Origin of the sequence: Pseudomonas sp. Nvir, assembly GCF_963778085.1 — a bacterium.
Classification (GTDB): domain Bacteria; phylum Pseudomonadota; class Gammaproteobacteria; order Pseudomonadales; family Pseudomonadaceae; genus Aquipseudomonas; species Aquipseudomonas juntendi.
In genome coordinates, this window is sequence record NZ_OY970405.1 from 741,531 (window position 1) to 760,985 (window position 19,455).

The following is a 19,455-nucleotide window of genomic DNA, read 5'->3' on the forward strand; positions in this document are numbered from 1 at the left end:
CAGCCGAAACAGACCGAATGATCTGTCACGACAATCCACCGTGTTGATTCCTACACAGGGTGTTGATAACGCCACGGTGGATGAGATTTCCCACCTACCTCGACGAGCGCGCGACGATTGTTCGCCTAGCCGCCTGCTACGGCTTGTCATGGCCCCACCTCCGCACCTGGCCAGCGCACACGAACATCTGCCAAGGCCTCGTCGCGGGTGATCGGCTCGCTGATCATGGTGAACGGCCGGCACCCAGGTACCAGCACCGTCCAGTTGCAGCGGCGCTCCAGGCCGTCGTTCGCTGCCAGCTCGGCCAGTAGCGCCAGCCGGTGCGCTTTGACGTACCGGCGAATGTCGTCGGTGATCAGCGCCTTGGGGCCGACCACTACCCGCATGCCGCGCTTGCGAACAGAGAGCCCTTGGTCGCGCAAAAAGTCGACGGCTGCCATCACAGCTCCTCCTCATCGGGACCTATTTCAAATTCCTCGGTTAAGGTGCTCAAAGCCGATAGCGCCACCCCAGCTTTAGGCCGGAATTCATCGGAAAAGGTGGGCTCGCTGGCCAAGACATTTAGGTGCTCATTCGGAGAATCTTTAAGGTGCTCAACTACCGATGCACCCAACACCCACCACCAAGAGCCGCCACCTCTCCGCCCTTCTTCGCCGTGCCGAACGGCCTTGGCCCCCACGGCCTGCTGTGCTCGGCGCACGCTCGCCCAGGCACAACCGGAGGTTTGAGCGGCTCTCTTGATCTCGCTTGTCGGCACAGGCCCGCGCGCCAGCAGATCCAGCAAAAAACGCTGGGCCTTAGCTTGGCCTTTGGAGAGCAGGGCAGGAGCACTGCCTTGCTCGGGTTGATTGCCGACCACGCGCCGCATTTAGCTGCACCTCGTGCCGTTTGCTGCACCCCGTTGACCTGGCGCCAGGCAATCCAGCGTCAGTTGCTGGGGCGCGTTGTTTACGACCAGCTCCAGGTGCCCGGCCAGCGTGCAGGCTTGGGCGGCTAGTAATTGCGGCTTCACGAACACCGCGCACTTGCGGCAGCAACCTGCAGCAGTCCACGGAAGCCACTCGAACACCAGGAACGTGTACCCACCCGCTCGCTTGCATCCGGCATCGGCCTGCGATCTGCACCGGGCTTGTTCCGTCGTAACTCGGCTCATTTCAAATCCCTGTGGTGGTAATAGTTATAAAGGGGCTCAATTTTTGAAGCTGGAACTGCCCTCAAAAGGCCGGTAACGCTTCAAAAATTGATGCCTTATTGGCCTTCAAAAGCTCGAAAACCTCGGGAAGGCTTCAAAAAATCGCGCCTTCGACTTCAAAAAATGAAGCCGGTAAACATCAACCGGTCAGCCGTCTTAAGGCAGTGGTCGTTGGGCCGATCTCCAGCCCCTTTCCCGGGCATTCGTGAATTGGCAACCAGGTCAATGCATACAACGCGCACCTAGCACCCTCCCGCCCCTTCATGTTCGTTCTGCTCTTCACGATCAGGTTTCGCTCCTGCAACCCCTGCAGCGATTTGGCTAGCGTTCCCTCAGCCATGCCGCCGCGCTCCTCCATCATCGAGTGCGTGGCCGCTAGGTCGCCGTTGTTGTTCCCGCGGTACTGCGAGAGCAGCAGCATGAACACCTTCAGTTCGGAGCCGGTCATCGTCAGAAAATCGGGATGCTCGCCCAGCAGCCTGGGGATCATGTACGCGCCACGACCTCCCCAATCTGAGTCGCGGCGGGTTTTCCTCTTGGCCATCAGAGCCTCAGTTCTGCACCATTCAGCCGCGGATCGGACTGATCGGCCTTGGTCGCCTTACCCATGGCTCACCTCCGGCGAGCAGGCGCCAGCAAAGGCCCGGCAAACCTGACCGTTGTTCACCGCGTGCCAGTAGGTCAGCTCGTCCAGCGAGTCGATGAGGCAGGCAGTCACAACCGCATCAGCACTACGCAAAACTGCGCGACCGCACTCTGCGTCCGCCTGGCTCAAGAAGGGCCCCAGCAAGTCCCGTTCGATCTTCGGATGGCTCACGTAAAACAGTTCAGTGGCTTTCTTCGGGCAAGCCGATCCCGTCAGCGCTTGCGCACTGTTTTGGTTCTTCATGGGTTACTTCCTGTTGAAGTTGATCGGCGTGAGGCTGTCGACGTTGTGCGATGCACGCAGAGGCTGGGCGGCTTCCCAAACCATGCTGGCTTGCTGCGCAATCACGGCTGCGACGAGAGGGGGCACCGAGCTCATACCTTCACCTCCTCGTCTGTTCCGGGCCGCTCGCCTACAAGGCCATAAGAGGCTCCCAAGTGGCGATGAGCCCAGCAGAAATTGCGGCTGAAAATTCGGACCTGCTCAAGATGCCGCGCAATGTCGCGCATCGGTCCTTCCTCATGGCTCTCACACACGGGGTAGAGCAGGTCGTAAAGCTTATTGAATTCATCCCGGGCGAAGTTCATGGAGCACATAGCGCGGGCATCAAGCACCGCCTCCGAGAGAACCTCACCTTCGAGAATCACCGCTTTTGGGAGGTTGTTCATTGGGCGCCTCCTGCTACAGAAGCGCTGTAGCTATAACCCCAATGACGGTGCTGCCAGCAGAAATTCTGTGTACCCAGACGGACGTTTTCCATATGGGCGTAGAGACTCTTGGAAACGGGGTGCTGCTGTCCAAGTGCAGGGATGATCAAGTTCGTGATGATCCGCTCAAGCTTCTTGAACTCATCCCTGGCTTGGTTGTGATGGTGGACTTCGAAGTCAGCGAGCAAGGCCGGCCGCAACACAGTTTTGTTAGTGGTGTTTTTCATTCGGCACCCCCTTGAGCTTCAAGGGCGCGAGCCTGATCCATGTGGTGGTTGTAGCGCTTCAAGCGGCCGGACAGCGAAGAGTTTGCGTGAAGTGCACTGAGCGCCATTTTGCGGTGGGCGAGGGCGCGGCTTTTCGTTTCTTGACCGCTGCCCGTTGGCGAGCAGGTGTTGTACTGGTTGAGATGTTCTGTCACGATGCTTTCCTCTCGTTGGTGCTACCCAATGCGATATCCCCGGAAAGGTGCTGCAACACCTTCTCCTGCAACTGCTCTACTGACTCAGTGCCCTGTATTGCCTCCAAGGGGCTAGGGCGCTGTGTTAACCCCCATTGATGACCATCCAGCGTTATGCCTACCCATTCCGGCTCTCCCTCTAGGGCGATATGCCGAACCTTTCCGAACATCGCCTTATTCACTTCCTCACGGAGCTGCAGCCAGTGATCATGGTCGCCTGCCGTTCCGACGTCTTGGGTTTTCACCCAAACAGGTAGCTCTCCCCTGATCCGCATCTCGTTCAAGAAAGTCCACCACAAGCTCGCCTTGCGCCGCTCAGCTTCCACCAGGCCGGCAAGCTTTCGCCGCTGATCCAAATTCAGCGCCACCACGGCCTCAGCCGGGAGGGAGTCCACGCCACTCACCGGCTGCTCTCCTTTGCGACACGGTTGATCCACGCCTCGAGCTCTTTCACCAAGATCAATCGGCGCTTTCCCGACTTGAACGCCTGCAGTTCACCTTTAGCGATAGCGCTGTAAATGGCGCTCCGGCTGTGGCTTGTCAGTCGAGCCGCTTCCTCTGGGCCGACTGCCATGGGTTGAGTGATCGCTGCGGTAGTCACTGAAATCTCCTCGTGTATTGAAGTTTGTGGACACCATAGTCAAGCGAATGTGATGTGTCCACATTTTTCTTACACTCATGGATTCGAAAGGACACCCATTGACACGTATCGACACAGCGCAAGGTCTGTGACATGCTGCCGCGAATGGATTGAGGAGATCGGTATGGCAAAGGCCCCGGCCAACAGAGTCAAAGCGGAAACCCTATCTCTAAGGGTTTCTCCAGAGTTGAAATTTGGGCTTGAACTCTTGGCTCGCATCGAAGAGCGTTCTTTAACAACCCAGGTTGAGCGAGCTCTGAAGGAACTATTCAACACAGTCAGAATGGATAGTAGTTATTTGGGTGACTACACGTTTTCATATCCAGTGAGTGATGAGCTCTATTTTTTGGACGTGCTTGGCCTAATCTATAGCGTGGATTCGCCTACAAGGCTCATTAGAACCGCAATCATGATGCCTCATACACTCTCGCAGAGAGAAACGGCGATACTGCGGTTCATACACGACACTCCAGAGTTCAATGGAGATGACAGTGTTTATTTCTCATTGCCCAGTGATGACGAAGAGTTATTGGATGCTCTAACTAAAAATTACTTCAGAAATAAGCAGCCGCTTGATATGAAAACTGTCAGAAAGAATTGGGCAAAGATCAATGATGTAATTGATTTCGCGCTAGAGCACGGTCACTATCCGCCAGACAGTCCGTCCTGGGACTGACTAGAGCAACTCCACGGCAGCCGCCTTTGTATCAGGGGCTAAGTGGGCGTATCTCAGAGTCATCTTGAGGTCGGCATGCCCCAATAGGTCCCGGATCGTATTGAGCGGAACGCCCTTCATTGCTAGTTTTGAGGCGAAGGTGTGTCGAAGGTCGTGCCAGCGGAATGAGCTCACTTTTGCTTCTTTCAATACCCCGTCCCAAGACTTTTTGACATTATCCATTACGCCGCCAGTCCGGCTTGGAAAGAGCAGGGGTAGGCCACTAGACTGGATTTTCCACTCTTTGATAGTTTCCAGCGCTTCCTTGTTCAGTGGGATGTGCCTGGTCTGGTCTGACTTTGCGCCCTCCCCAACTACCGTCAGCGTCTTTTGTGAAAAATCAATATCCGGCCAAGTTAGATTAAAAAGTTCGCCTCTGCGCAGTCCGGTGTTCAGGCTGATGATCGCCATCGGCTTCAAATGGTCGGCGAACTTCTTGCCCCTCAAGTCGGGTAGCTCTTCTTTCTTCCGCTCCCGGCGCCACCGGTTGGCGCTGTCACGTTCGCCCCTAATGCGCTCCTCCCGATCGTCCAGAGCCTGACGCAACCGCCGTTCCTCTTCCGAGGATAGGAATCGAACCCGGGCGCGGGTGTCGAGCCGCATCGGCTTCAGTTTGGTCATCGGGTGTTGATCAAGGGCGCCCCACTCGACTGCCTTGGAAAGCGCCCCGCGGAGGGCTGCCAGCTTCCTGTTTGCGGTGGCATCCTTCAGCCCGGCAGCCAACCACTTCACCCGCATAGCCTCTAGATCGCGCTGGGTGATGTCTGTCAGCGGTTTACGCATCAGTGCGCCGAAGCTGTACTCTATGGCGTGTCGCGTCTTCTGGTGGGCTTTGTGGTGGGTTTCCAGCCACGGGTAATAGCTCTCCTCCAGGTAGCTCTGAAGGGTGTGCGCAGCTCGACGCTTACTCTTGGTAGCCACCAGTGGGGTGCCGTGGGCGTGGGCCTCAGCAAGCCATCGAGCAGCCTCGGTGCGCGCCTGGTCCAGGGTCATCATGCCAACTCGCCCCAAGGTGGCGGCCTGGTTCCGCCCCCAGGTCACCATATAGCTGGCGTGGCCACTGGGCAGCACCCTGATCGACAGGCCCGGCTGTGCGGTGTCGTGGATGCGATATGCCTTCTCTTGCGGCTGGATGCTGGATAGAACCTTGGCGGTGATCTTGGTTTTCATGGTGGTTGTCCGTGACAGCAGGGTGACAGCAAAAATGACTATACGGACCTGTCTCGGTGGACTCAACCAGACGATATTCCCCAATGAATACGGGATTTCCCCTGTAATCACTGGGCACTATAACGCACTCGTAACGCGAAGGTCGCAGGTTCGATTCCTGTCTCCGGCACCACATCCAGCTCCACTGCATTGCGCTGAATGCTTTGGAAGCCCTCTAAACCGGCCTTATGGCTAATGCCAGTCAGTTAAGTAATTTGGGGCCGCTTTGCGACCCTTCGCGGGCACGCCCGCTCCCACAGGGATCGCGCATTTCTTGCGTTCACCGCCAGACGTGTGGGAGCGGGCGTGCCCGCGAAGGGCTGCAAAGCAGCCCCAGTAATTCTTAACTGACGGGCATTACCCTTCTGGCCGGTTTTTCGTCTCCAAGACCGACCGTCGGGAACCCACTAAATCCCCAATAACCGGGGGTGTTTTTTGGGTTACAGCGTCTTTCCTGAATGGAGAGCGTACCCCAATGCCACGCCTAGCCACTCCGCTCAGCGACCTCAAATGCCGCACGGCCAAACCGAGTGATCGCGCCTACATTCAAAACCCGGCGCTCGATCTGGCCGGCTCGATTCAAGCGCCGCGCACCGTGCACCGTCCTGCACTCTCGCTGACCCGCCTTCCTGGGAGGTATGGCAGGGACCGGTATCTGTGCCTTTGTTCTGGGCGTCAGTACAGGCGGCCCTGGTGCGCTGGCTTGTGCTGTCGTCGGAGGAGCAGTGGGCGGTAAAGTCCTCGGAGATGGAGGGGGCAAGGCGGGCGAAATGTTTGGTGACTTTTTGTACGGCGAGGTATCGGAGTGAATGAAATTGAGCCTGGACTCATTGCGATTCTGATTCTTGCACCCATGATGCTTGCGATGGTCGTGCAGTGTTTCATCGCACATAAATACACTGAATACTACGAGTCGTTGCTAACGCGCTGTAGCTTCGTGACCGGTAATAAGATTACGTTTCAACATGCAGGTCTTTTGGGCAAGGTTATGCGTACGGGTTTGATCTCCATGGTGCTGGCCATACCTAGCATCTTCCTGCGCAGGGGGTTGATTGACTTCGATGAAGTCAAACGTTTCCCCTCAAGCATGAGGCGATTGTTGGTGAGCCTTTTGATGATTCACATCCTCTTGGCCACCGCGCTGATTATTTTCACTTACACCTAGCCTGACCGCTTCTGCATGGGGCGCGGTACTGGCCAGCCCGATAGCGGTAGCCCCTGTGTTCGGGCATCTGCGGCCAGTCCGGCAAGCTGGCCTTTCAAACGGGAGAAACGCCATGACGGATAAAAACAACGATAACCGCCCTGTCTACCAAGCAGCCTGCCATTGCGGCACCGTGCGTTTCTCACTGCGGTTGACCGATGGTCTGCGCACCGCACGCAGGTGCAACTGCTCGCTGTGCCGTATGCGCGGGGCGGTGGCGGTGTCGGTCAATCTGGGCGATATCACGGTCACCCAAGGTGAAGAGGCGCTGACGCTCTATCAGTTCCACACCCGGGAAGCCAAGCACTACTTCTGCTCGAAGTGCGGCATCTACACCTTTCACCAGCGGCGTTCCTCGCCGGACCAGTATGGGGTGAACGTTGCGTGTATCGAAGGGATGAGCCCGTTCGATTTTGCAGAGGTGGCGGTCAGTGAAGGGCGTGTTCATCCCAAGGATCGGGTGGGGGGTGGCGCGGAGGTTGCGGGGTGGGTGCGGTATGCAGCTAACCCGGCGTGTGATCAGGGCTGAGGGCATCGCCCATGTTCGCGTGGGTCTTCGGGATCTGGCTTTCGCCAACGGGGTAGGTGTAGGTCTTAAACCGCCACAGCCCAGCCCGTGCAGGCCAGCTCGAAAGGCACCAGACTGACGCCATAGCGGGTAATGAACGGCGAGTCCGAGGCTGGCAGTGGGGCCGCTTTGCGGCCCATCGCGACGCAAGGCCGCTCCTACAGGGGGAGGTGGCGACGCAAGGGAATAGCAAATGGCTCAAGTTGAGTGGAACGCTTGCGCCGCTCTCGGGCATGGTAATCAGGCAAGGCGCGCTGCCAGCACTTTGCAGTAACCATTCACTGGCCAATGCCAACTGCCGAGGATTTTGCATGGATCAGAACAGAGACAGCCTGAAAACAACCAACCCTATCGCCGGGCTGCCGGGGGCAGTATTCGAGAAAGCCTGGGAGGTGCGTTGGGCCTTGAAACTCACCTACGTGTGCCTGTTCATGGATATGGCTTTCATGACAGCCTTGGGGACCACTCTGCTGGATTTCTCGGGGGACATGGCTACGGTCTGGGGGAATATCGGGCGGATCTTTGTGAGTGTCGTGGTGTTTTGCCTGGCCGTGTCGGTGTGCGTTCCAGTGCTTGCGCAGGTCGCGGTCATGCTTGGTTCCTACATCCCTTGGCACTGGCTACAGAGCCGGCGCGATTACTCCCTGCTACACAATCACGTGACCTATAGCGCCTTGAAAGAGCACAGTCTTCGTGAGGGCAATGAGTTCCTGTTCAACTACTGGCGCAGCAAGAGCCAGCAACGGGAGGTGTGGCGTCAGCAGCGCTACCAGGCCGGTGTCCTGGTATTCGGGCTGGTGGTGATGGCCATTGCCAACGCCAATGTCGGGGCGCATTACCAGTTGCCTGGCTTGATGCATCAGGTCACCGAGCTGATTGGCTGGGAGGGCTATCTGGTGCTGGGGGGCATTACGCTCTGCCTGTTGCACTGGGCGTGGTGGGCTGCGGATGAGATTGGCCAGATCTACTACCCGCCCTTGGCAGAAAAGCTGAGGGAGCGCGGCTACTGACGCCGGGGCATGTGAGCCAGGAAAACTGGCTCACCCGCTCACCCGGCTCAGCCCACCGCAACCGCCGCATTCACCACCAACACCACGACCAACCCCACCACCGCCACGATCGACTGCACCACCGAGATGGTCTTGGTCGCTTCCCCCATGGTCATGCCAAACGACTCTTTCACCATCCAGAAGCCGGCATGGTTGGCGTAGTTGAAGAACAGCGAGCCACAGCCGATGGACAGGGCCAGCAAGGGCAGGTTCAGGCTGGGGTCAGCACCTGCCAAGGGGGCCAGCAGGCCGGCAGCGCCGACGATGCCAACGGTGGCCGAGCCGGTAGACACCGACAGCAGCATGGCGATCAGCCACCCCAGAATCAACGGCGGGAATGCCGATTGCTGGGTCAGGTGCACGATGGCATCGCCAACCTTGGCGCTGGTCAGCATCTCCTGGAAAGCGCCGCCGCCGGCAATGATCATGATGATCGAGGCAATCGGCTTCAGGCTTTTGCCCAGCGCATCGCGCAACTGCTCGGCGTTGCCACCGCGCGCCAGTACCAGGCTGAAGCCTGCGAACAGCACGCCCAGCAGCATGGCGATCAGTGGGTTGCCAAGGAAGCTGGCCAATTCCAGCAGCGCATTGCCCTTGGGCAGCAGCATTTCGGCAACGGCATGCACCAGCATCAGGATCGCCGGCAGCAGCGCGGCCAGCATGCCGATCAATACACCGGGGCGGGGTTGGCCGTCGGCCTGCTCAGCCAGGGTGAACTGGTCCAGCAGTGCCTGATCGGGGCGGGTGCTCATGCGCCGGGAAATGAACATGCCGTACAACGGGCCGCCCAGGACCATGGCAGGGATCGCGGCAAGGAAGCCGTAAAGCATGGTCGGCCCAACCGAGGTCTTGAGCACGGCAATGGCGGTCAGTGGGCCTGGGTGCGGAGGGACCATGCCATGCATGGCCGCCAAGGCGGAAATCACTGGCACTCCCACGTACACATAGGCAGAGCCCTTGAAGCGCGCCTTGCCCTCCAGCTTGCGTGCCACGCTGAAAATCAACGGCAGCATGATCACCAGGCCCACCTCGAAGAACATCGGGATGCCGATGACGAAGGCCACCATCATCATCGCCCAGGGGATCAGCCGGTCGGGGGTGCGTTTGAGGATCACATCGGCGACCTGTTCGGTAACGCCAGCATCCGCCAGGATCTTGCCCAGCATGGCGCCAAGGGCAATCACCACCCCGACCGCACCCAGTGTCTTGCCAGCACCGGTGAGCAGATGCGAAACGATACTGCCGGGTTGCATATGGGTCGCGAAGCCCACGCCAATGGACACCACCAGCAGGGCCAGAAGCGGGTGCATCTTCAGGCGCGATACGATCAGCGCCACCAGCACCAGAACACTGACCAGGGCGGTCAGCAACAGCTGAATATCTAAGGGAGTCATGCAAGGAGTCTCGGTTGGGCAGGCGCGTCAGCGGCAAACAGAAGGTGCAGGCAGGGCAATCAAATGTGCGGGCTGGCCAGCATGCAAAGGCATCGGGACGGGGAGTGCGGTCATGGAACGATTCACCTTGTTATTTGGTCATCTATATGAATCTGCCCAGAGTATTTGCGGTCAACCGGGATACTGTCAAGGGTAGGCCCTGGCAGCGGCAGCGCCAGGCCCAGCCGCGAACAACCCATTAGGTACTGAACAAACGCCGTTCCCGCGCCCACACGATCGCTTCACTGCGGCTGTGCACATCGAGCTTGGAATAAACCGTTGCCACGTGGTTGCGCACCGTGTTCAGCGCCAGGTTCAGGCGCGCCGCAATCTCCTTGTCGGCCAGCCCTTCGCAGATAAGCGCCAGCACATCCCGCTCGCGGCGGGTAAGGTCGGTGAACGAGGCATCGGGCAACCGGCCGGTGTTGATACGTTTGGCATTGGCCAGCTTCTCGATCAAGGTCTGGCTGAACCACGATGCATCCTGCATGACGGTCTCGATCGCCTCGACCAGTTCCAGCTCCGAGCGCTTGCGCTCGGTGATGTCCATCAGCACCAGCAGGTAGCACGGGGTGTCCAGCAGGCTCACGGTGTCGGCTTGCAGCATGCAGTCGAGCGGGTCGTCACCTTTCTTGCGCAGCTTCACATCCAGCGCCTCGATACGCCCGCTCTTTTCCAGCGCATCGAACACCTGCGCTGCCACCCCGCGGTCGGCGAAGAAGTCGATTTCGGCCACGGTTTTCCCGATCAGCTCCTGGGCGGTGTAGCCCAGGCTGTCGAGGAACGCTTCGTTGGCATCGATCAGTTGCTGCTTGTCTGCGCTGCACAGCAAGGTCGGCACAGGGCTCAGGCGAAACGCCTTGGCAAAGCGCTCTTCACTCTGGCGCAGGGCGTTCTCCGCCTTGCGCCGGGGCTCCAGGTCGGTGAACGAAAACAGCATGCAATCCTCTTCGTGCATGTCCAGCGGCTGCCCGGCCACGATCACCAGCTTGGTGCCGCCTTCTGGCAAGCGCAGCTCGGCCTGCATCTGCGGGATGGTCGCACCTTCTATCAGGCGCTCGATCGCCAACTCCTTGCGCTCGGCGTTTTCCAGCACGTCCACTTCATACACCGACCGGCCAATGACGTTTTCCCGCACATGCCCGGTCATTTCCAGAAAGCCCTGGTTCACCTTGATGAAGCGCAAGTCGCTGAGGCGGCAGATAACGGCGGGGGCAGGGTTGGCGTTGAAGGTTTTTTCAAAGCGCTGCTCTGCGCTGGCCCACTCGGTAGCGTCGGCCAGTATCAGCACCAACGATTCGGCCTCGCCCTTGCTGTCTTCCAGCACCATGCTGCGCACCCGGTGTACCCGGCTGCGTGCCTCCTCATCACCAACCGGCGAAACCTCGACCACGACATCGCTGAACACTTGCCCCGCCGCCACGCGGGCAATGGGGTACTGGTCGGCTTCCAGTGGATGGTTGTTGCGGTAGCGCAGGGCAAAGCGCTGGCGATAACCCTCGGCGTCACCGCCCAGCTGTTCCAGGCTGTCGACCCCGTGCATGCGCAGGGCGGCTTCGTTGGCCCAGATGATGGTCTGGTCCACTTCCAGCAGCATCACGCCATCCGAAAGCCCGGCAATTATCTGCTGCAGCTGGCGGCGGTTGGTTTCACGGGCAAGCACGGCGTCGCTCATGGGCGTCCCCCGGTCGGTAGTGGCTGGTGTTGTGACTGGCGTTGAGCATAAACGCAGCAGGCACCGGCAGATTGGTGCCAATGCACTAGTGCGGGTGGGGCAGATGCATCAATACACCCTTGCATGGGACCCGCAAACTGGCCATGACGTTGCATCAGGCACCCGTGGCCGGTGCAGCCAGTTCCCATTGACGAGGATGCATAGATGACTGAAGCCTATGTAAGCACCCCGGCAAATGCCGTGAGCCCGCTGCGGGTGTCGTGGAGTGCAGTTTTCGCCGGGGGGGCCATTGCCTTGGCTACCTACCTGGTACTCAGTGTGCTGGGCACCGCCATCGGGGCCGGAGCCGTTGACGCGATGGCCGATGGCAACCCGCTGCGTGGCTTTGGCACAGGTGCGGGGGTGTGGTTGTTCGTCAGCACCCTGGTTTCGGTCGCCGCCGGTGCCTGGGTTGCCGGCCGCACGGCGCCGGGCCGCGGTGGCCTGCATGGCCTGTTGAGCTGGACGGTGACCACATTGCTGGCGACCTGGCTGCTGGCTTCGCTGGCCGGGGGCGTGGTCGGCACTGCCGGCAATATTGCCGGTAAAGGCCTGTCGCTTGCCGCGGATGGTGTGGCTGCCGCCGCACCGGCAGTCGGCCAAGGCATCAAAGAGCGCCTGGGTAAGCAGGGCATTTCGCTCGACTGGGACAGCCTGGAAGCGGAGCTGAACAAGACCCTGCAGCAGTCCGGCAAGGCCGAACTGAACCCGTCGAACCTGGAGCAGCAGGCCGATCAGGCGCAGGCGCAGGGTGAGTCGGCGGGCCGTATTGCCGCCGAGGACCCGACCCAGGCCGTTGACCAGCTCAAGCAATGGTTCGACCGGGTACGCAAGGCCGGTGAGCCTGCGCTGAGCGCGGCAGACAAGCAGGCCCTGGTCAACATCGTGGCGGCGCGCACGGGCAAGAGCCAGCAGGAGGCCCAGCAGATCGTGGATAACTATGCCCGTGCCTACCAGCAAGCCGCCGAGCAGGTGCAGGTGCTGAAAGACCAGGCAGAGCAACAGGCGCGTGAAGCTGCCCAGGTAGCGGCCAGCAACGTGTCCAAAGCCGCCTGGGGCACGCTGGTAACCCTGCTGCTTGGCGCTGCCTTGAGCGTTGTGGCAGGCCGCTTCGCCCTGTCGTCACGCAAGACCCGGGTCGTGAATGTGTGATCACCCGCCCAGGTTTGCCCGTTTCACTGGTGTAACCCCAACCCACATGTACGGATGTCGTTGAAGGAGAAAAACCATGAGCAGCACGTCTGACAAAGTCAAAGGCATGGCCAACGAAGTGGTTGGCAAGGTTAAGCAAGCCGTCGGTAAAGCGACTGGCAATACCGAGCTGGAGGTAAAGGGCAAGGTGCAGGAGAAAAAGGGTGAAGCCCAACAAGTGGTTGGCGATGTGAAGGACGCCGTCAGCAAGGACTAGCCGACTGTCGCCCCACCCATCAGCGGTCGCCTTCGGGCGACCGTTCTTGCATGTGCCTGCTGCGCCCAGGCGCTGCTCAGCGCTGGTACGCCTTGCCGAAGTGCCGTTCCAGGCGCGCTTGCACCAGCTCCAGCAGAATCGACAGTACCCAGTAGATGATTGCCGCGGTGGTCAGCATTTCCAGGTAACGGTAGCTGGAGCGCCCGTACGACTGGGCCAGGAACATCACTTCCCACACCCCCATCACCGAAATCAGCGATGAATCCTTCAGCATCGAGATGAACTGGTTGGCCGTGGGCGGAATGATCACCCGCATGGCCTGGGGCAGCACGATGTAGCAGAACGTCTGCGGCGGGCGCATGCCCAGCGCCAGCGCCGCTTCGCGCTGGCCGCGCGCCACGCCGAGAATGCCGGCGCGGAAGATTTCACTGAGGTAGGCGCCGTAGTTCAGCGACAACGCAATGATGCCTGCGCTGATTGCGCCGGGCACCAGGCCGACCTGTGGCAGGCCCAGGTAAATCAGCAGAATCTGGATAAGCAGCGGCGTACCGCGGAAGAACGACGTGTAGAAACTGGCGATACCGACCAGCACCGCACTGCCGGACAAGCGCGCCAGGGCTGCGGCAAAGCCCAGCAGCACCGAGACCACCATCGAGCACAGGCACAGGAACAGGGTCAGCGCTGCGCCTTGCAAAAAGCCGTTAGGGCCCAGTTTGAAGCCGGCGAGGTTGGGGAACTTCTCCACAATGATCGCAAACTTCAGGTCGAAGCTGAGGAAGAACGCCACGAACAGACCGAACAGCGCCAGCCAGGTCAGCAGCAGCCGGGTGCGAAAGCCGAACAGGCTGGCGCCCGTGGCTTTGGCCGCGGGCTTGGGGGAAGAAGGGAAGGTGCTCATTTGCTGATGTCGGCGCCAATCCATTTCTGCGACAGCTTGGCCAGCGTGCCATCGGCTTTCAGTTCGGCAAACACCTGGCGCACCTTGGCATCCCATTCAGGGTCGCCTTTCTCGATGGCCACCGAGTTGGGCTCTTCATACAGTGGGGCACCGGCCAGCTTGAAGCGCTTGTCCTGGGTCAGGCGCGGCTGCGCGGTCACCAGGTTGGTAAGAATGGCATCCAGACGCACGCCCGCGCCCAGGCCCAGGTCCTGGAAAGCGACGTTGTCGGTGTCGTAAGGCGCAATCTGCACAAAGTCGAAGGGGTAGTCGATCTTCTGGTCTTCCTTGCCTTCGATCACCAGGTTCTTGTTCAGGTAGCTCTCGTAGCTGGAGGCGCTGGTCAAGCCTACCTTGCGCCCATCCAGGTCCTTGGCCCCATGAATGCGCTCATCCTTGGCATTGACCACGATCACTGCCGGCGATGCGTAGTACTCCACCGGGAAGTCGAACACTTCGGCGCGCGCCTTGCTGGGCGTCATCGAGCAGATGCAGATGTCGTAGCGGCCGCTCCAGCGGCCGGCGGCGATCACGTCCCACGACGGGGTTTCCAGGCGCAGCTTCACGCCAAGCTTGTCGGCCACAGCCTTGGCCACATCCACGTCGAAGCCGTCGAGTTGGTTCTGATCATTGAGGAAGGAGAACGGCGGGTAGCTCTCCATCAACACGTTGACCATTTCCTTGCGCGATTCAACCCGCTCCAGCGTGGTGCCTGCCAGGGCCTGGGACGCAGTGGCGAGCAACACGAGGCCCGCGCCGAGCACAGTAGAAAAGCGCATGTACATACCTGAAAAGTTTGCCAAAAAAGAGAAAGTGTATTTAATAGTTATAAACCTTTCTCTCATAATGAATTTTATTCATAACCACCTTCAGAGTAGTTATATGACACAGCGCGCGATGGTTATTCTCGACGGGGGCATGGGCCGTGAACTGCAGCGCAGCGGCGCACCGTTTCGCCAGCCCGAATGGTCGGCGCTGGCGCTGACCGAGGCGCCCGAGGCCGTGGTAGGTGTACATGCGGCGTTCATTGCCGCGGGTGCCCAGGTCATTACCAGCAACAGCTATGCGGTCGTGCCGTTCCACATTGGCGAGCAACGTTTTGCTACAGAAGGCCAGCAACTGGCCAATACCGCCGGCCAGCTGGCGCGTCATGCCGCCGATAATGCTGCACACCCGGTCAAGGTAGCGGGTTCGCTGCCACCGCTGTTCGGCTCTTACCGCCCTGACCTGTTCCAACCTGAGCGGGTCGAAGAAGTCCTCAAGCCGCTGCTCGCCGGCCTGGCGCCGCACGTTGACCTGTGGCTGGCCGAAACCCAGAGCGCCATCGCCGAAGTACGTGCCATCCATGCGCACCTGCCCGAAGACGGCCGCCCGTTCTGGGTGTCGTTCACTTTGCAGGACGAGGACGTGGATACGGTGCCGCGCCTGCGTTCCGGTGAGCCGGTGGCTGATGCCGTGCAAGCGGTAGTCGGGCTGGGCGCCGCAGCGGTGCTGTTCAACTGCAGCCAGCCGGAAGTAATCGGCGCGGCCATTGACGTCGCCCGTGCCGTTATCGACAAGCAAGGGGCAGGGGTGGCCATCGGTGCCTACGCCAACGCCTTCCCCCCGCAGCCCAAAGAGGCTACCGCCAACGATGGGCTGGACGAGCTGCGTGAAGACCTGGACCCACCGGGCTACCTTGCCTGGGCCAAGGACTGGCGTGAACGCGGCGCCAGCATGGTGGGCGGCTGCTGCGGCATCGGCCCCGAGCACATTGCCGAGCTGAAGCGTAACCTCGGCTGACAGGTTCGAAGGCTTCTATACGGCAAGCGAAGCGGCTAAGTTTTGGAATTGCTGGAACTGACGGTAAGGTTTCAGCATCTTCCATGCATCATGCGCCACGGGCAGTCGTGTTCTGACTGCCCAGTGATGGAGCGCAGCGCTGAACGCCCGAAGGAGTAACGCCTATGCCTGAAAACCAGAAACGCAGGAGCACCATCAACCCACCTGTCTTTTTCACCAGTGCAGTACTGGTGCTGTTACTGGTGTTGTACGCCACAATGTTCCAGGCGCATGCCCAAAGCGTCTTCGAGCAGGTTCAACAATGGATCGTCACCAATGCAGCCTGGTTCTACATCCTCACCGTCGCACTGGTGCTGATCAGCGTCGTCTTCCTGGCCGTAAGCCGCTACGGCGACATCAAGCTGGGCCCGGACCATAGCGAGCCCGACTACCCCAACAAAAGCTGGTTCGCCATGCTGTTCTCTGCCGGCATGGGCATCGGCCTGATGTTCTTCGGTGTGGCCGAACCGGTGATGCACTTCATCAACCCGCCCGTGGGTGACCCCAACACGGTGGCCGCCGCCCGCGAAGCCATGAACATCACCTTTTTCCACTGGGGGCTGCATGCCTGGGCGATCTACGCCATCGTGGCGTTGATCCTGGCCTACTTCAGTTTCCGCAACGGTCTGCCGCTTACCCTGCGCTCGGCGCTGTACCCCTTGATCGGCGAGCGTATCTACGGCCCTATCGGCCATGCAGTGGACATCTTCGCCATCCTGGGCACGGTATTTGGCGTCGCCACCTCGCTGGGCTACGGTGTGCTGCAGATCAACAGTGGGCTGAACCAGTTGTTCGGCCTTCCGATCAGCACCTCGGTGCAGGTCATTCTGATTGCCGTTACCTGTGCATTGGCCACGCTGTCGGTGGCCAGCGGCCTGGACAAGGGCATCCGTATCCTGTCGGAGCTCAACCTGGGCCTCGCGGTGGTCCTGATGCTTTTCGTGCTGGCGGTAGGCCCTACGGTATTCCTGCTGCAGGCCTATGTGCAGAACACAGGGGCCTACCTGTCCGATATCGTCAACAAGACGTTCAACCTGTTTGCCTACGAACCTACCGACTGGATTGGCGGCTGGACCTTGCTCTACTGGGGCTGGTGGTTGTCCTGGTCGCCCTTCGTGGGGCTGTTCATTGCGCGCATTTCCCGTGGGCGCACCATTCGCGAGTTCGTGTGTGGCGTGCTGTTCGTCCCGGCCGGCTTCACGTTGCTGTGGATGACCGTGTTTGGCGACTCCGCCATCCATATGATCCTGCACGGCGGTGTCAAGGACCTGGCCACGGTGGTGGATCAGGACAGCTCGCTGGCCTTGTTCGCGTTCCTCGAGCACTTCCCCTGGTCTACGGCCATCTCGATGCTGGCAGTGCTGATGGTGGTCGTGTTCTTCGTTACCTCGGCCGACTCGGGTGCGCTTGTCGTGGATATGCTGGCGTCCTCCGGCAGGGGCCATTCACCGCTCTGGCAGCGCGTGTTCTGGTCGGTCACCATGGGCGCGGTGGCCATTGCCCTGCTGCTGGCCAACGGCCTGAAAGCATTGCAGGCGGCCACCATTGCCAGCGCCTTGCCGTTCGCGATCATCCTGCTGTTTTCCATCTGGGGTTTGTTCAAGGCCCTGGGGCTGGACGCCACACGGCGTGGGCTGCGCACCCAGGCACTGCCAGGTCAGCGGCAGGGCCGTCAGAACCACGGCGGCTGGCAGCGCCGCTTGCGCAATATCGCCATGATGCCGCGCAGGGCGCACGTTACCCGCTTCATCGCCGATGTGGTCAAGCCCGCGTGCGAAGAAGTGGCGCAGGAACTGCCCAAACAGGGCTATGAGGTGACCGTGGATGAGCGTGAAGACGGCCGCATCACGCTCGAGCTTTCCCATGCCGGTGAAGGGCGCTTCAAGTACGAGGTACGCCCCCGGGCATTCAATACGCCGAGCTTCGTCATGCGCGACGCCGATGACAACAGCGATGCGCGCAAATACTTCCGTGCAGAGGTGTACCTGCGCGAAGGCGGGCAGGACTACGATGTGATGGGCTGGAGCCGCGAGGATGTGATCGGCGACATCCTCGACCAGTACGAGCGCCACCTGCATTACCTGCACGTGGTGAGCTGATGCCGTTTACGTGCGGGCGATCGCCGGAATCGCCCGCACGTAGACCAGCTCGCAGACCAGCTCGACCAATGTCTGGGTAATCACCGCCGCTGCCGCCAGCGTGCGCCACTGCTCTGGCAAGGCGAGCGCCAGCGGCAACACCACCAGCGAGTTGCGCGTCGCCGCACTGAACATCACGGCGCGCTTCTGCTGTGCCGGCAAGCCCAGCAGCCTCGCTGTTGCCCAGCCGATGGCCGGTGCCACCAGCGCAAAGCCCAGGTAAACCGGCACTACGGGCAGCAGTTGCGGCAGGTCGTGCAACACGATCCGGATCTGTGAAGCGATCACCACGAACAGCACCAGTGCCATCGCCGGTACGGGCATCCAGGCCCAGGCATCGTTCCACCGGCTCACCCCCCGCCACTTGCCGACCAGGGCACTGGTCCACACGGCCAAGGCCAACGGCACGACGATCATCGCCATGAACGCCTGCACGAAGGGCCCTATCGCCAGGTTCAACGGCTGGCCATCGTCGAGCATGAGCGCCAGGTAAAACGGCAACAGCAGCAGTTGCAGCAGCAACAGCACGGGGGTGGCGGCCAGCATGAGCCGCGCATCGCCTTTGCCCATGTGTGTGAACACCACCACATAGTCGATGCAAGGTGCCAGCAGTACCAGCAGGGCGCCTGCCAGCAAGGCCGGCTGGCCCGTCAGCCCGCGCGTCAGGCCCCACACCAGCAAGGGCACCAGCACGAAATTGGCCAGCAACAAGGCAACCATGAAGCGTCGATTGGCCAGGCTCGCGCGCAGGTCCAGAAAGGGTATCTGCAAGAACATGGCGTACATCAGCACGGCGATGGCGGGTGTGATCAGCACTTCCAGCACTGAAGCACCCGCACCGGCGAAAAGGCCGAAAGCGCAGGCCGCCAGCACGGTGGCGAAATAGATCAGCGTTTGCCGGGATTCGAGTTGGTCTCTGGTCAAGAAATTACCTGCTGAAAAAAGTGCGGGCCATGCGGTGCCGGGCACTGCAGCCAGTGGTTGTTTTAAGACTCGTCTGAGTTATCCGCCAGCGCCATCGCTGCATTCTATGTGCAGCCTACACAACAACCACAGGACGTCGTAATGAACATTCGTGCCATCGCTATCGCCGTAGCTGCAACCATGACTGCCCCTGGCCTGGCCAGCGCGGCCAATACCATTACGTTCAGCGGGGAGGTCACTGACCAGACTTGCTCGGCTGTCGTCGATGGCAACACCGAGCCAACCGTCGTCATGCAAAGTGTGCCAGCCAGTGCGCTGATCGGCGGCTCCGGCAAGAACACCGGGGAAACCAAATTCACGTTGCGCCTGACCGGTTGCGCTGCGCCAGCCGACGCCAACGAGCAATTCACGACGCTGTTTCAAGCTACCAACCCTACAACGCTGGGCAACCTGACCAACACGGCCACCAACGGCGCCACAGGCGTTGCGTTGCAGTTGCTCGATGCACCCGGCGGCAGCCCGGTAAACCTGGCAGGTGGGGCGGCAGTCAGCGCGGGGCAAATCGTCCTGAGCGCCGGCCAGACGTCTACAAGCCATGACTATGCCGTGCGTTATGTCTCCGAGGCAGCCACCGTCACCGCAGGCCCTGTCCTGGGCGCCGTCACTTACACCCTGCGTTACGAGTGATGC

25 protein-coding genes are annotated in these 19,455 nt (G+C 60.4%); 9 read left to right on the plus strand and 16 right to left on the minus strand.

Annotated features, from left to right (window positions below; genetic code table 11):
• Positions 1–146: 146 nt before the first annotated feature.
• From AACG97_RS03760 to AACG97_RS03805, 10 genes are all read right to left on the minus strand, one after another.
• Positions 147–440, minus strand: a complete 294-nt coding sequence (locus tag AACG97_RS03760) for a hypothetical protein (RefSeq protein WP_232555178.1) — start codon at positions 438–440, stop codon at positions 147–149.
• Entirely contained in the window at positions 440–868 is a 429-nt protein-coding gene (locus AACG97_RS03765; RefSeq protein WP_232555179.1) for a hypothetical protein, read from the minus strand. Before AACG97_RS03765 ends, AACG97_RS03760 begins: the two co-directional genes overlap by 1 nt.
• 463 nt (positions 869–1,331) lie before the next feature.
• Positions 1,332–1,736, minus strand: coding sequence for a hypothetical protein (locus AACG97_RS03770; protein ID WP_182407805.1), 405 nt, complete (start codon positions 1,734–1,736; stop codon positions 1,332–1,334).
• Positions 1,737–1,793: 57 nt separating this feature from the next.
• Positions 1,794–2,081, minus strand: coding sequence for a hypothetical protein (locus AACG97_RS03775; protein ID WP_232555180.1), 288 nt, complete (start codon positions 2,079–2,081; stop codon positions 1,794–1,796).
• 3 nt (positions 2,082–2,084) lie between these two features.
• Positions 2,085–2,216: a hypothetical protein gene (locus AACG97_RS03780; RefSeq protein WP_290371024.1), complete on the minus strand. Its 132-nt coding sequence runs from the start codon at positions 2,214–2,216 to the stop codon at positions 2,085–2,087.
• Positions 2,213–2,506 (minus strand): hypothetical protein, encoded by a 294-nt coding sequence (locus tag AACG97_RS03785; RefSeq protein WP_232555181.1) that lies wholly within the window; start codon positions 2,504–2,506, stop codon positions 2,213–2,215. Before AACG97_RS03785 ends, AACG97_RS03780 begins: the two co-directional genes overlap by 4 nt.
• The gene (locus AACG97_RS03790; protein WP_232555182.1) at positions 2,503–2,772 is read right to left on the minus strand and encodes a hypothetical protein; all 270 of its coding nucleotides are present in this window, start codon (positions 2,770–2,772) and stop codon (positions 2,503–2,505) included. Before AACG97_RS03790 ends, AACG97_RS03785 begins: the two co-directional genes overlap by 4 nt.
• Positions 2,769–2,966 carry a hypothetical protein gene (locus AACG97_RS03795; protein WP_232555183.1) on the minus strand — a complete coding sequence of 66 codons (198 nt, stop codon included), beginning with the start codon at positions 2,964–2,966 and terminating at the stop codon, positions 2,769–2,771. The genes AACG97_RS03790 and AACG97_RS03795 overlap by 4 nt, the downstream gene beginning before the upstream one ends.
• Positions 2,963–3,409, minus strand: a complete 447-nt coding sequence (locus AACG97_RS03800; protein WP_232555184.1) for a hypothetical protein — start codon at positions 3,407–3,409, stop codon at positions 2,963–2,965. Before AACG97_RS03800 ends, AACG97_RS03795 begins: the two co-directional genes overlap by 4 nt.
• Entirely contained in the window at positions 3,406–3,579 is a 174-nt protein-coding gene (locus tag AACG97_RS03805) for a helix-turn-helix domain-containing protein (protein WP_115295239.1), read from the minus strand. The genes AACG97_RS03800 and AACG97_RS03805 overlap by 4 nt, the downstream gene beginning before the upstream one ends.
• Before the next feature lie 190 nt (positions 3,580–3,769).
• Here AACG97_RS03805 and AACG97_RS03810 point away from each other — a divergent pair, with 190 nt between their 5' ends.
• On the plus strand, positions 3,770–4,321 hold the full coding sequence (locus AACG97_RS03810; protein WP_232555185.1) for a hypothetical protein: 552 nt from the start codon (positions 3,770–3,772) through the stop codon (positions 4,319–4,321).
• On the opposite strand, the gene AACG97_RS03815 is transcribed toward AACG97_RS03810, so the two are convergent.
• Positions 4,322–5,530, minus strand: coding sequence for a site-specific integrase (locus AACG97_RS03815; RefSeq protein WP_232555186.1), 1,209 nt, complete (start codon positions 5,528–5,530; stop codon positions 4,322–4,324).
• An 844-nt stretch (positions 5,531–6,374) separates the two neighbouring features.
• On the opposite strand from AACG97_RS03815, the gene AACG97_RS03820 reads away from it, so the two are divergent.
• From AACG97_RS03820 to AACG97_RS03830, 3 genes are all read left to right on the plus strand, one after another.
• Positions 6,375–6,734 (plus strand): hypothetical protein, encoded by a 360-nt coding sequence (locus tag AACG97_RS03820; protein WP_197886543.1) that lies wholly within the window; start codon positions 6,375–6,377, stop codon positions 6,732–6,734.
• A 112-nt stretch (positions 6,735–6,846) separates the two neighbouring features.
• Positions 6,847–7,302, plus strand: coding sequence for a GFA family protein (locus tag AACG97_RS03825; protein WP_064314579.1), 456 nt, complete (start codon positions 6,847–6,849; stop codon positions 7,300–7,302).
• Between the two features lie 350 nt (positions 7,303–7,652).
• Complete coding sequence (locus AACG97_RS03830; RefSeq protein ID WP_009686076.1) at positions 7,653–8,351, plus strand: hypothetical protein; 699 nt, start codon at positions 7,653–7,655, stop codon at positions 8,349–8,351.
• Positions 8,352–8,398: 47 nt separating this feature from the next.
• Here the strand turns inward: AACG97_RS03830 and AACG97_RS03835 are convergent, their stop codons facing one another.
• Both AACG97_RS03835 and AACG97_RS03840 read right to left on the minus strand, forming a co-directional pair.
• Positions 8,399–9,784: a GntP family permease gene (locus tag AACG97_RS03835; RefSeq protein WP_197886544.1), complete on the minus strand. Its 1,386-nt coding sequence runs from the start codon at positions 9,782–9,784 to the stop codon at positions 8,399–8,401.
• Between the two features lie 238 nt (positions 9,785–10,022).
• Positions 10,023–11,498, minus strand: a complete 1,476-nt coding sequence (locus tag AACG97_RS03840) for a PAS domain S-box protein (RefSeq protein ID WP_009686078.1) — start codon at positions 11,496–11,498, stop codon at positions 10,023–10,025.
• A gap of 204 nt (positions 11,499–11,702) precedes the next feature.
• Between AACG97_RS03840 and AACG97_RS03845 the strand changes: the two genes are divergently transcribed.
• Together AACG97_RS03845 and AACG97_RS03850 are read left to right on the plus strand one after the other, a co-directional pair.
• Entirely contained in the window at positions 11,703–12,689 is a 987-nt protein-coding gene (locus AACG97_RS03845; protein WP_009686079.1) for a hypothetical protein, read from the plus strand.
• Between the two features lie 76 nt (positions 12,690–12,765).
• Positions 12,766–12,945 carry a CsbD family protein gene (locus tag AACG97_RS03850; RefSeq protein WP_029884902.1) on the plus strand — a complete coding sequence of 60 codons (180 nt, stop codon included), beginning with the start codon at positions 12,766–12,768 and terminating at the stop codon, positions 12,943–12,945.
• 76 nt (positions 12,946–13,021) lie between these two features.
• Here AACG97_RS03850 and AACG97_RS03855 read toward each other — a convergent pair whose 3' ends face one another.
• Together AACG97_RS03855 and AACG97_RS03860 are read right to left on the minus strand one after the other, a co-directional pair.
• Positions 13,022–13,843, minus strand: coding sequence for an amino acid ABC transporter permease (locus AACG97_RS03855; protein WP_029884901.1), 822 nt, complete (start codon positions 13,841–13,843; stop codon positions 13,022–13,024).
• Positions 13,840–14,661: an ABC transporter substrate-binding protein gene (locus tag AACG97_RS03860; RefSeq protein WP_009686082.1), complete on the minus strand. Its 822-nt coding sequence runs from the start codon at positions 14,659–14,661 to the stop codon at positions 13,840–13,842. The genes AACG97_RS03855 and AACG97_RS03860 overlap by 4 nt, the downstream gene beginning before the upstream one ends.
• Before the next feature lie 118 nt (positions 14,662–14,779).
• Here AACG97_RS03860 and AACG97_RS03865 point away from each other — a divergent pair, with 118 nt between their 5' ends.
• Positions 14,780–15,664 carry a homocysteine S-methyltransferase family protein gene (locus AACG97_RS03865; protein WP_175442619.1) on the plus strand — a complete coding sequence of 295 codons (885 nt, stop codon included), beginning with the start codon at positions 14,780–14,782 and terminating at the stop codon, positions 15,662–15,664.
• A gap of 164 nt (positions 15,665–15,828) precedes the next feature.
• Positions 15,829–17,802, plus strand: coding sequence for a BCCT family transporter (locus tag AACG97_RS03870; RefSeq protein ID WP_232555151.1), 1,974 nt, complete (start codon positions 15,829–15,831; stop codon positions 17,800–17,802).
• Between the two features lie 6 nt (positions 17,803–17,808).
• Here the strand turns inward: AACG97_RS03870 and AACG97_RS03875 are convergent, their stop codons facing one another.
• Positions 17,809–18,765, minus strand: a complete 957-nt coding sequence (locus tag AACG97_RS03875) for an arsenic resistance protein (RefSeq protein WP_115293360.1) — start codon at positions 18,763–18,765, stop codon at positions 17,809–17,811.
• Between the two features lie 141 nt (positions 18,766–18,906).
• Between AACG97_RS03875 and AACG97_RS03880 the strand changes: the two genes are divergently transcribed.
• A complete protein-coding gene (locus AACG97_RS03880) occupies positions 18,907–19,452 on the plus strand; it encodes a fimbrial protein (RefSeq protein WP_064314581.1) in 546 nt (181 codons plus the stop codon).
• The last annotated feature ends 3 nt before the right edge of the window (positions 19,453–19,455 follow it).